At 64.2% G+C, this 11705-nt stretch carries 8 protein-coding genes and 2 pseudogenes; 8 read left to right on the forward strand and 2 right to left on the reverse strand.

Translation table 11 applies throughout. The annotated features are described in order from the left end of the window. Nucleotides 1-123: 123 nt before the first annotated feature. The 7 genes from D578_RS0112320 to D578_RS0112355 all read left to right on the forward strand — a co-directional run bounded on the left by D578_RS0112320 (nt 124) and on the right by D578_RS0112355 (nt 9752). Nucleotides 124-1773 (forward strand): sigma-54-dependent Fis family transcriptional regulator, encoded by a 1650-nt coding sequence (locus D578_RS0112320; RefSeq protein ID WP_018950245.1) that lies wholly within the window; start codon nt 124-126, stop codon nt 1771-1773. A 187-nt stretch (nt 1774-1960) separates the two neighbouring features. Continuing rightward, complete coding sequence (locus D578_RS0112325; RefSeq protein ID WP_018950246.1) at nt 1961-3415, forward strand: CmpA/NrtA family ABC transporter substrate-binding protein; 1455 nt, start codon at nt 1961-1963, stop codon at nt 3413-3415. A 3-nt stretch (nt 3416-3418) separates the two neighbouring features. Then, entirely contained in the window at nt 3419-4267 is an 849-nt protein-coding gene (gene ntrB / locus D578_RS0112330; RefSeq protein ID WP_018950247.1) for a nitrate ABC transporter permease, read from the forward strand. 28 nt (nt 4268-4295) lie between these two features. Further along, entirely contained in the window at nt 4296-5207 is a 912-nt protein-coding gene (locus tag D578_RS0112335) for an ABC transporter ATP-binding protein (protein ID WP_018950248.1), read from the forward strand. 34 nt (nt 5208-5241) lie between these two features. Next, the gene (gene cynS / locus D578_RS0112340; protein ID WP_018950249.1) at nt 5242-5688 is read left to right on the forward strand and encodes a cyanase; all 447 of its coding nucleotides are present in this window, start codon (nt 5242-5244) and stop codon (nt 5686-5688) included. A 127-nt stretch (nt 5689-5815) separates the two neighbouring features. Continuing rightward, a complete protein-coding gene (locus D578_RS0112350) occupies nt 5816-8290 on the forward strand; it encodes a bifunctional diguanylate cyclase/phosphodiesterase (protein WP_018950251.1) in 2475 nt (824 codons plus the stop codon). A gap of 238 nt (nt 8291-8528) precedes the next feature. After that, complete coding sequence (locus tag D578_RS0112355; RefSeq protein WP_018950252.1) at nt 8529-9752, forward strand: site-specific integrase; 1224 nt, start codon at nt 8529-8531, stop codon at nt 9750-9752. Between the two features lie 422 nt (nt 9753-10174). On the opposite strand, the gene D578_RS15130 is transcribed toward D578_RS0112355, so the two are convergent. Together D578_RS15130 and D578_RS15975 are read right to left on the reverse strand one after the other, a co-directional pair. Next, nucleotides 10175-11110 carry a LuxR C-terminal-related transcriptional regulator gene (locus tag D578_RS15130; protein WP_018950253.1) on the reverse strand — a complete coding sequence of 312 codons (936 nt, stop codon included), beginning with the start codon at nt 11108-11110 and terminating at the stop codon, nt 10175-10177. 54 nt (nt 11111-11164) lie between these two features. Beyond that, nucleotides 11165-11293 (reverse strand): annotated as a pseudogene (locus D578_RS15975) (IS3 family transposase); the annotation flags it as partial. Between the two features lie 238 nt (nt 11294-11531). Between D578_RS15975 and D578_RS15980 the strand changes: the two are divergent. After that, a pseudogene (locus D578_RS15980) lies at nt 11532-11705 on the forward strand (IS256 family transposase); the annotation flags it as partial.

Genomic DNA, 11705 nt, shown 5'->3' on the forward strand with positions numbered 1-11705 from the left:
ACCCAACAGTGCAAGGCCCTGCCCCACTGCGAGGCAACAGGACCCTCGCGACCCATCCAGTCACCCCGAACCCCCGCCAAAACGCCGTTTCTGTACTGGCAGGCTTTCTGCATAACCCGAACCATGGCACTGCAACCCCTACCCGCTTCGACCCCACCGGACCTGGCCACGCGGGAGCAGGAGATCACCCTGCTGCTGGAGGTCGCCAAGCTGATGGGACGCTCCGGCGACCCGGATGCCGCGATCTACCGCATCCTCGGCATGATGTCGCAGCTACTGGGGTTGAACCGGGGGCGCGTCCTGTTGCCGGACCCGAACAGCGGGCAGCTGCGCATCCGCCACGCCTACGGCCTGACCGATGCCGAGCGCGATCGCGGCAGCTACAGCCTCGGCGAGGGCGTCACCGGGCGCGTCATGAAGACCGGCCAGATTGCCCTGATCCAGGACATCGACAACGAGCCCGAATACCTCGCGCGCGCCATCGACCGCTCCACCCTGCCGCAGGAAACGGTCGCCTATATCGCCGTGCCCATCGTCCAGGACGAACACGCCATCGGCGTGCTGGGCGTCCATCGCCTGCGGCGACGCTCGCGCCAGTTCCAGGACGACCTGAACCTGCTGCGGGTGGTCGCCAGCATGATCGGCCAGGTCCTGCGCATCCACCAGCTGATCGCGGAACGCACCGCCGAACTGGTCTCGGAGAATCGCTATCTAAAAAGCGCCCTGGATACCCAGGGCGGCCAATACGGCATCCTCGGCGAGAGCCCGGCCCTGCGCCACGTCCTCAAGCAGGTCCACCGTATCGCCGACACCCAGGCCACCGTGCTGGTGACCGGGGCCTCCGGGACCGGCAAGGAGAAGATCGCGCGCATGATCCACCGGATCAGCCAGCGCAATCCGAAGCCGTTCATCTCCATCAACTGCGCCGCCATCCCGGCCGACCTGCTGGAATCCGAGCTGTTTGGCCACGAGAAAGGCGCCTTCACCGGCGCCTCCAGCGCCAAGACCGGCAAGATCGCGCTGGCCGACGGCGGCACGCTGTTCCTGGACGAGATCGGCGACATGCCGGAGGCGCTGCAGTCGAAGATCCTGCGTGTACTCCAGGAGCGGGTGGTACAACCCATCGGTGGCAACCGCGACATCCCGGTGGACGTGCGCATTATCGCGGCGACCCATCAGAACCTGCAGGCCGCGGTAAACGCCGGGCACTTCCGTCTGGATCTGTTCTACCGCCTCAACGTGATCCCGCTACACATGCCCGCCCTGCGCGACCGGGCCAGCGACATCCGCCTGCTCACCCGCCACTTTCTCGACCGCTACACCCATCTGCACGGCTGGAACGTGGTGGTGGACGACCGCGTTCTGGAACGCCTCGAGGCCTTCGACTGGCCGGGCAACATCCGCCAGCTGGAGAACGTGCTGGAGCGCGCGGTGCTGCTGTCCACCGACGGCCGTATCGGCACGCCGCTGATCGACGAGATCCTGCACGAGGAATCCCGCATCAGTCCGTTGGAGAGCGAAAGGTACGGACTCCGGGACGCGCTTGTGCCGGCACCATCGACGCACAGCGAACCCCGAACCCTGCCCCCTTCCGGCGCAGCCTGCACCAGCGCGGTGCGTCCCTACCAGCGTGTGCACGCCACCGAGGCGGAGCGCCTGAAGCGCGCGATCGAGCAGACCGGCGGCAACAAGACTCGCGCCGCAATGGACCTCGGGCTGACCCCGCGCCAGCTGCGCTACCGCCTGAAAAAGCTCGGCATACAAACCACTTAGCCCCACCACCCGGCGTGTACCGGACCTTTTGTCCGCTCTGTCGACAAAGCCGACAAAAGGTCCGCTCTCCCGCGTCCCCGCCCCGCCCTACCGACCCGTTCCCCACGTTTGGCATGGCACCTGCAAAGACCCTCGACATGCGCGGCAACGAAGCCCGCATCGAATCGACCCACGAGGAGAGCCGACCATGCCGACCAAGAGTCTTCACGATCCCTTTGACGCCAATGCCGACCTGCGCCACGGCTCCAGCTGCCGCCACGGGCACACCGCGCCGGGCAGCTGCAGCTGCTTCGACACCGCGTCCCCGGACCTGGAAGAGAAACTGGAGCGACGCGCTACTCATGAACCCGTCCAGGCGGACGCCCACACCACCGGCGAAGACCTGAGCGACGAGGCCATGGTCGATCGCGCAGTGGAGAGCGCCATCGTCCGCGGCATGTTCGGCCACAACGAGATCAACCGCCGGCGCTTCCTGCAGATGATCGGTGGTGGCACGGTGGCTGCGGCCCTGGGCTCCATCCTGCCGCTGGACAAGGTGAAGGCCGCGATCAAGGACGGTGGCCCGCTGGAAAAGACCAAGCTGCGGGTCGGCTTCGTCCCGATCACCTGCGCCACACCGATCATCATGGCCCACCCCATGGGCTTCTACGAACGCCACGGCCTGGACGTCGACGTGATCAAGACCGCCGGCTGGGCAGTGGCCCGCGACATGTCGCTGTCCGGCGAATACGACGCCTCGCACATGCTCTCGCCGATGCCGCTGTCGATGACCCTGGGCTCCGGCTCCTCGCGCGAGCACTACATCATGCCGGCGGTGGAGAACATCAACGGCCAGGCCATCACCCTGCACAACAAGCACAAGGACAAGCGCGACCCGAAGGACTGGAAGGGCTTCACCTTCGCGGTACCCTTCGAGTACTCGATGCACAACTTCCTGCTGCGTTACTACGTCGCCGAACACGGACTGGACCCGGATCGCGACATCAGCATCCGCGTCGTGCCGCCGCCGGAGATGGTCGCCAACCTGCGCGCCGAGAACGTCGACGGCTACCTCGCGCCCGACCCCTTCAACCAGCGCGCGGTCTGGGACGGCATCGGCTTCATTCACATGCTGACCAAGGAGATCTGGGACGGCCACCCCTGCTGCGCCTTCGCCTGTTCGGCCGCCTTCGCCAACGAGAACCCGAACACCTTCGGCGCCCTGTTCCGCGCACTGATCGAGGCCACCCAGTACAGCTCGGATATCAACAACCGCGCCGAGATCGCCGAGGCCATCTCCCCACGTGCCTACCTCAACCAGCCGCAATCGGTGGTGGAGCAGGTGCTGACCGGGCGCTATGCCGACGGCCTGGGCGAGGTCAAGAACGACCCGCACCGGATCGACTTCGACCCGTTCCCCTGGCACTCGATGGCGACCTGGATCCTCACCCAGATGAAGCGCTGGGGCTATGTCGATCGCGACTTCGACTACAACCGCCTGGCGGAAGACGTCTTCCTCGCCAGCGAGTGCGCCGAAGTGATGACCGAGCTGGGCTACGAAGCGCCGAGCGACACCTACAAGAACTTCGAGATCATGGGCAAGGTGTTCGACTACACCGACCCGGAAGGTTATCTCGACAGCTTCGCAATCCGCAGGAGCTAAGCCATGTTGAGCAATCTCAACTTCCGGGCGACGGTCCTCTCGCTGGTGATGCTCGTGGTCTTTCTGGGCGTGTGGCAGTTGGCCACCGCCCCGGAGGCCCTCGTCCCGCACCAGGGCGAGCTGAGCGAATACGAACAGCTGATGGGTGCCGGAACCGATCGAAGTTCCAGCAGCGGCATCCCGGCCCCGACCCAGGTGTTCAGCCACGCCTTCAGTGAGCTGAGCAACCCGTTCTACGACGCGGGGCCGAACGACAAGGGCATCGGCATCCAGCTGGCCTACTCGGTCTACCGGGTCCTGTTGGGGTTTGCCCTGGCCGCGCTGATCGCCGTGCCGCTCGGCTTCGTGATCGGCATGTCGCCGCTCTTGAACAAGGCGTTCGATCCGTACATCCAGATCCTCAAGCCGATTTCGCCCCTGGCCTGGATGCCGCTGGCCCTGTTCGTGATTCGCGACTCCAACATGTCGGCGATCTTCGTGATCTTCATCTGCTCGATCTGGCCGATGCTGGTGAACACCTCCTACGGCGTGGCCTCGGTGCGCAACGACTGGCTCAACGTAGCCAAGACCCACCAGCTGTCCAACTTGCGCACCGCGTTCACCGTGATCCTGCCCGCCGCGGCCCCGACCATCCTGACCGGCATGCGCATCTCCATCGGCATCGCCTGGCTGGTCATCGTCGCCGCCGAGATGCTCGTGGGCGGCACCGGCATCGGTTATTACATCTGGAACGAGTGGAACAACCTCGATCTCGCCAGCGTGATCTTCGCGATCATCATGATCGGCATCATCGGCTTCCTGCTGGATGCCTCCCTCGCCCAGGCCACCAAATTCGTGCGCTACGCCGACTAGTCGGCCCCGCCCAACCAGGAGACCCAACATGAGCAAGGGATTCCTCGAAATCGAGAACCTGAGCCAGCGCTTCCCGCAACCCGACTCCAACGAGCCGATGACCGTGTTCGAGGGCGTGGACGTGACCATCAACAAGGGCGAGTTCGTCTGCCTGATCGGTCACTCCGGCTGCGGCAAGTCCACCATCCTGAACGTCCTCGCCGGCCTGGCCACGCCCACCGACGGCAACGTGATCATGGACAACAAGGAGATTACCGGCCCGAGCCTCGACCAGGGCGTGATCTTCCAGAACCACAGCCTGCTGCCCTGGCTGTCGGCACGCGACAACGTGATGTTCGCGGTGCGCGCCCGCTGGCCGCACTGGAACAAGGCGAAACGCCGCGAACATGCGGAGCGCTACCTCCACATGGTCGGACTGGACGACGCCATGGATCGCAAGCCCTCGCAACTCTCCGGCGGCATGCGCCAGCGCGTCGGCATCGCCCGGGCCTTCGCCATCGAGCCCAAGCTGCTGTTGATGGACGAGCCGTTCGGCGCCCTGGATGCACTGACCCGCGGCGTCATCCAGGAAGAGCTGCTCAAGATCTGGTCGGAAACCCACCAGACCGTGTTCATGATCACCCACGACGTCGACGAGGCCATCCTGCTGGCGGACCGCGTACTGCTGATGACCAACGGCCCGCATGCCCAGGTCGCCGAGTCGGTGAAGATCGACATCCCGCGGCCACGAGAACGCGCCAACCTGCACCAGCAAGAGGCCTACTACCCCATCCGCAATCACCTGGTCGACTTCCTGGTCAACGGCGCCAAGGAGATGTCCGCCAGGGCGCAGGCAGCCGCCGCCCGCGGCGACGATCCGCGCCACAGCCCTCGCGTCGTCAACCCAGGCAAACGCGAAAGCCATCCGGAACCCGGCCCGCGCATGGTGCGCGCGGTCTGACTCCCACCCATCCATCGCATTCAAGGAGCATTTGATGAGTCTCAGCAAGAACGCCATGACCACCACCATCCTCGAGGCCAAGGAAAACCGCGGAACCACCTGGGCCGCGATCGCCGAGGCCACCGGGCTGCACGAGGTCTACGTGACCTCCGCCTGCTACGGCATGAACCACCTGGAGGGCGACCAGGCCAACAAGCTGGCCACCTTCCTCGGCCTCGGCCCGGAGGTCTCGCAGGCGCTGCAGGCCTTCCCGCACAAGACCTGGGACAAGACCATCCCCACCGACCCGGTGATCTATCGCTTCTACGAGGCGATCAACGTCTACGGCGACACCATGAAGGCGCTGATCCACGAGAAGTTCGGCGACGGCATCATGAGCGCCATCGACTTCACCATGGACATCGACAAGATCGAGGACCCAAAGGGCGACCGCGTGAAGATCACCTGGAACGGAAAATTCCTGCCCTACAAGAGCTGGTAGGGCACCACACCGATCACGCGGCGGCCCCACTCGCCGCGTGATCGTCCTTCCTCGCGAGCCGGTAATCCATCGCCCGTTCGCGCCCCAGCGTGTACGGCAAGTCCCTTGGCATAGTAGGCTCTTGCCGATGCGTCATGCGCCCACTCTCCCCCGACTGCTAATCCTGCTGCTCCTGCTGTTCAGCCTGTCCGTTGCCGCGCCCGCAATGGCGGCAGATGGTGACGGTGCCAGCGTTTACACCATCGGCGTACTGGCGTTCCGCGATGTCGGGGAGACCACGGCCCAGTGGCAACCCACCGCCGACTACCTGAGCACGCAGGTCGACGCCGCCGAATTCCGCATTCAGGCACTGAACTATCCGGACCTGGAGCAGGCCGTCGCCACCGGGGACGTCGATTTTGTCCTCACCAACACCGGCCATTACGTGCGCCTGGAGGCGCAACACGGCATCACCCGCCTGGCCACCCTGATCGCCGAGGAACAGGGTCAGCCCATCCGCCTGTTCGGCGGGACCATCCTGGTCCTCGACGAACGCGGCGATCTCCAGTCACTGGACGACCTGCGCGGGCAGCGGCTGCTGGCGGTAGAAGAAGACTCTCTGGGTGGTTGGCTGGCCGGTTACGGTGCACTGCGCAACGCTGGAGTGGATCCGTTCGAGGACCTGGCGTCGGTTCACTTCACCGGCATGCCCCACTACCGGGTGATCGAGGGCCTGCTAACCGGCGAGGCCGACGCCGGCATGGTGCGCACCGGCGTGCTGGAGGAACGGCTGCAATCGGGCGACCTGCCCGCCGACACCCTGCGCGTACTGGCGCCCCGCAAGACAGCGGGGTTTCCATTTGCCCACTCCACCCGGCTTTACCCTGAATGGCCGTTCTCGCGTCTTGGACACACACCTGACCAACTGGCCGAAGCCGTCACGATCGCCCTGCTGAGCCTGCCCGCGGATCACCCCGCGGCGCGTGAAGGCGGCTACCACGGCTGGTCGGCCCCGTTGTCCTACGGGGCGGTACACAAACTCCTGGAAGAACTCGGCTACCCGCCCTACGACCGCACCGTGGCAATCAGCCTGCGCGCCTACTGGGAGGCCCGGCCGGAGGTCCTGCTCGGCTTCATGGCGGGGCTATTGCTGCTAAGCGGGTTGGCTGCGCTCTACTACCGGCGTCTGACGCGGCGGCTTTCACTGGAGGTCGAGCAACGCCGCGCGGCGGAGGGCCGCCTGCGCGCACACGAAGCTCGCCTGGCGTACCAGGCCGGGCATGACCCGCTGACCGGACTGCCCAACCGCACGCTGCTGCAGGAGCACCTTGACGAGGCCATGCAACAGGCTCGCCAGCGGCAAGGCCTAGTGGCCATCCTGTTCGTGGATCTGGACCGCTTCAAGAACATCAACGACAGCCTCGGCCACCGCGTCGGCGATGACCTCCTGCAAATCCTGGGCGAGCGCCTGAAGACGCGCTTCGAGGCCCGCACCGTGGCCCGGATTGGGGGCGACGAATTCATCGCGGTAATCGACGACGCCGCAGAACATCGGGAGCTTGAGGCCCGCGCCCGCCAGCTTCTGGAGCTCATAGCCGAACCCTTTGCCGTCGGCGGCTGGACCAACTTGCAGGTAGGCGCGAGCATCGGTATTGCACTGTTCCCGGAGGACGCCACCGAAGCCGGTGAGCTTCTCACTCAGGCCGATGCGGCGATGTACGAGGCCAAGGACGCCGGGCGCAACACCTTCCGCTTTTACCGTACCGCCCTCACCGATGCCGCCAACCAGCGCCTGGAGATCGAGAACCGGCTCCGGCACGCCCTGGCCCAGAACGAACTGGAGGTGTTCTACCAGCCTCAGGTACACATGACGTCCGGGAAGATCACCGGGATCGAGGCACTGGTGCGCTGGCGGGACCCCGAACGCGGCCTGATCGCGCCGGACGTGTTCATACCGCTGGCCGAGGAAACGGGCCTGATCGCCGCCGTAGGGGATTTTGTCCTGCGCGAGGCCTGCCGTCAGGTCGTGGAATGGGATCGCCAGGGCCTGCCGCCGCTGGAGGTCTCGGTCAACCTGTCGGCGCGCCAAATCGCCGCACCGGGCCTGCTCCATCAAATCCGCCAGGTACTGCACGAATCCGGCCTGCCGCCGCAGCGCCTGACCCTGGAGCTCACCGAAAGCACGCTGATGAACCATGCCGACACGACGCGCGGCACCCTGCAGCAACTCAAGGGCCTCGGCGTCGCGCTGGCCATCGACGACTTCGGCACCGGCTATTCGTCGCTGGCCTATCTGAAGGAATTCGCAATCGACATCCTGAAGATCGACCAGACCTTCGTGCGCAACCTGCCGGAAGACCGCAACGATGCCGAGCTGGCCATGACCATTATCGTCATGGCCCACAACCTGGGACTGGATGTGCTTGCCGAGGGTGTTGAGACCGAAGAGCAGCTCGGATTTCTGGCCGCACAGGGCTGCGATGCCTGGCAGGGCTACTTGTGCAGCCGCCCGCTGCCCACCGCATCCCTGGCCCAGCTGATGAACGACCACGAACCCGAACCGTTCGCGCGCCGGACCCCGGTAAAGGCCTCCAAGGCACCACGGGGCCAACTACGCAGCTGACCCTGAAAAAAGAAAAGGCCTGCGAAAGCAGGCCTTTTCTTTGGTGTTTGGTGGAGCGGAGGACCACCGCCCCGGTGTTTCAATAGGTCTCACAGATCCTCTCTATCTCTCTGGTTCTGCGGCCCTTTTCCGGCCTCCCCGTTCTCTCCTTGTTGAACTTCGTCTCAACCTGTAGCATCCAAGAACATCTTTTTTGGGTATACAGGAGGCACTACACAAAAAGCCTCCACATAACTCTGTGAGGGACACCGTGCCGAAGAAGGCGAAGGAGCTAACCGCCATTGAGGTCAAACGGATCGACCGTCCAGGCTTCCATGCGGTGGGCGGCGTGTCAGGCCTGGCGCTGCGGGTGACGGACACCGGATCGCGGCAATGGGTGTTGCGCACGCGCGTAGCCGGAAAGCGGCGCAACTTCGGTCTTGGAGGATTCCCCGATGTCATGCTCGCACAAGCCCGTGAGCGGGCGCGGGAGCTGAAGGATCAACTGTGGCGGGGAATCGATCCAGTAGCCGAACGCAGAGCCGAAGAAGACGCGAGGCGCGCCGAGGCCGCCCACCAATGCCATGCCGCGAAGCAAGACGAGTTCCGCAACCTGAAGCACCGCAAGGATTGGATTCGCTCCCTGGAGCACTACGCCTTCCCAACGATGGGCAAACTTCCGGTCTCCGCTATCGAGTTGGGGCACGTCAAAGCCGTATTGGACCCCATCTGGAAAGAAAAGACCGAGACGGCCAGCCGGATACGCCAGCGCATTGAATCGGTGCTCAGCTGGGCCACCGTGAGTGGTTATCGCGAAGGCGACAACCCGGCCCGCTGGAAAGGGAACCTGGAGGTTGCGTTGCCTGCCCCGCGCAAGATCCGCAAGCGCGACCATTACCGCGCCCTGCCCTGGAACGATGTCCCAGCATTCATGGAGGCGCTGCGCCAACGGCCCGGCATGGGCGCACGGGCGCTGGAATTCGCCATCCTGACGACCGCCCGATCGGGTGAAGTGCGCGGCGCAACGTGGGATGAAATCGATCTGGACGCTCGAACATGGACAGTGCCTGCTGAACGGATCAAAGCGGGCAAACAGCACAGGGTTCCGTTGTCCGATGAAGCCGTGGCCCTGCTGGAAGCCCTGCCGCGCTTCGCGAACTCCGATTTGGTATTCACCGCACCCCGAGGCGGTGCGCTGTCCGATATGAGTATCAGCGCCGTCTGCAAACGCATGCAGGTGGACGCGGTACCGCACGGATTTCGATCGACGTTCAAGGACTGGGCCCGCTCCTGCACCACCTACGCCGATGAGGTGAGCGAATTAGCGCTGGCGCACGTCAACAGCGACGCCACCCGAGCGGCCTATGCCCGCGACGAGTTGTTACCTCAGCGGGCGCGACTAATGGCCGATTGGGCGCGGTTTCTCCGCGAAGGGACGCCAGACGGGGCCACCGTTACCAGCATCGAAGATGCTCGGGCCTGACAGGCCTGCGCAAAGAGAATCGACGTCGAGACCCTGAACGTCAACATCGCCTCGGGCATCCCGGTCCACTTTAGTCCTTCACCTTCCGGCCGCCTTCGACTTGCTTCAGCGTCTGAACAATCTGGCTTTCCGTAAACCGACTCTTGCGCATCTCGGCCTCCTTTGGCTCTAGTGTGCCCGGAGACCTCCAGTTTTCAATGGACCGAATTTACGGGAAGGCGACAGTGGGATTTGTCTGCCCGGGGAAGGGGAACCCCGACCTTCAACCGTTTTGTGCAACAGAGCCGCTAATCCTTCAAAGGACGAAAAGCGCGATGAGCCAGGCAAGCCCGAAGCATGAGGCCATTGGTAGCATGGGCGCTGTACAGTAAGTAGCTATTCGGGGGCGAACGGGAAGTTGCGCCGGCAAGCGGGCTTGTCGGTCAGTCGATGAGGCCTAGTGCGCGGGCCCGGGCGACTGCCTCGGCGCGGCTGTGGACCCCGAGCTTCTTGTAGGCGCGCTCTGCTCGTTGCTTCGCGGCTGCCCGTGAGATGCCGAGTTTCTCGGCGATGACCGCGAAGGTCAACTGAGTGGGCAAGTAGCGCAGGACCAGTGCCTGAGCCATGGTAATCGATGCTGCTTTGATGGTGGCGGCACCTTCTGACACAGCCTCGGCGGCTGCTTCGTGGGCAGCGGCGGCGATGAGGCCGGCCTCGATCAAGGCGTCGACGGCCTCGTGGGCGGCTGCTTCCTCCACAAGCCCTGCAGTGATCAGCGCCTGTATGGCGCGAGCGGCAGCGGCACCGCCGATCGCTTCGGAGGCTGCGATCGACTCAGCTGCATGGGTCTGTGCCGCCAAAGCCGAGAGCAATGCGTGGGCTTCGGCGGCCTGCGCTGCCGCAATCTCCGTCGCTGCCTTCTCCATCGCTGCGACCTCAGAGCCGACGAACAGCCCGGTTTCGGGCGTGAGGAATCCTTCGCCCAACAGTGTGCCACCGGTCTCGGCGATCACGTCGAACAGTGGCTGCGCCCAACTGTGCTCAATGAGCAGGAATGCGAGTGCCGTCCCCGGCGACAGGGACTCGATCAGTGCCCATGCGTCCGCCGCTTTGAAGCCCGACGAGCCATCGCCCACTGCGGTTTTCACGTGATGGGCACCGTCGAGTGGGATGATGCTCGCCAAGAGAACGCCGAAGTCCTCGTCGTCACCGATGACCAGGCGCTGGATCGCGCCGTCCTCGTCCTTAGCAACGAAGAGCATGTCGATGAGGCGCAACACTCCTCGACCTTGCAGTCGATCGACTTCGGCCAGGACCCGGACTCCGCTGTCGGCGCCGGGACCGAAACCCACCGCGATCACCTGTAACGGACTAAGCATCTAGCAGCCTAAAAATGATGGTTTCCACATATTGCCGACTTCCCTTAGTTCTGGTCAACAAAAACCGGACACTTTATTCAGCGCGTTTTCGTACTCTAAAGGTGACAGATCACCGGCTGCCGTATGACGCCGCTCCAGGTTGTAATACCTAGTATAGACTGCCACGTCCTGCTTCATATGTTCTATCGCCGAAAGATCCGGACGGGTTCTACCCCGTTAACGCGGACACTTACGAGGAGGCCCATACTGAGCCGAAGGAATGTTCATGTCGAAACGTAAACGTTACACCCCCGAATAAAAGCGGGAAGCGGTGTAGTTGGAGTTACTGTCAAAAGTGGTGTACGGGAGGGATTGAGAAAGGCGGCGTATCCGGCTGGAATGGAAGTACCAGCAACCAACCAGCCAAGGGGGATACGCCACCATGACCTACGATACGACAGAGATTTCGAACGGGCCAGCGGACACGCCCGATGACCCGTTGACCGCGCTCCTGCGCCGCGGGGCGCGGGACCTGATCAAGCAAGCGGTGGAGGCGGAGTTGCAGACGTTCATGGAGACCTACGCGGCGGATCGCTTGCCGGATGGTCGCCGGGCG

Source organism: Thioalkalivibrio sp. ALMg11, from assembly GCF_000377905.1.
GTDB lineage: Bacteria > Pseudomonadota > Gammaproteobacteria > Ectothiorhodospirales > Ectothiorhodospiraceae > Thioalkalivibrio.

Excerpts from the sequence above, each read along its gene's own strand:
- D578_RS0112320 (WP_018950245.1), top strand. The coding sequence starts at position 124 with ATGGCACTGCAACCCCTACCCGCTTCGACCCCACCGGACCTGGCCACG.
- D578_RS0112325 (WP_018950246.1), top strand. The coding sequence starts at position 1,961 with ATGCCGACCAAGAGTCTTCACGATCCCTTTGACGCCAATGCCGACCTG.
- ntrB (WP_018950247.1), top strand. The coding sequence starts at position 3,419 with ATGTTGAGCAATCTCAACTTCCGGGCGACGGTCCTCTCGCTGGTGATG.
- D578_RS0112335 (WP_018950248.1), top strand. The coding sequence starts at position 4,296 with ATGAGCAAGGGATTCCTCGAAATCGAGAACCTGAGCCAGCGCTTCCCG.
- cynS (WP_018950249.1), top strand. The coding sequence starts at position 5,242 with ATGAGTCTCAGCAAGAACGCCATGACCACCACCATCCTCGAGGCCAAG.
- D578_RS0112350 (WP_018950251.1), top strand. The coding sequence starts at position 5,816 with ATGCGTCATGCGCCCACTCTCCCCCGACTGCTAATCCTGCTGCTCCTG.
- D578_RS15130 (WP_018950253.1), bottom strand. The coding sequence starts at position 11,110 with ATGCTTAGTCCGTTACAGGTGATCGCGGTGGGTTTCGGTCCCGGCGCC.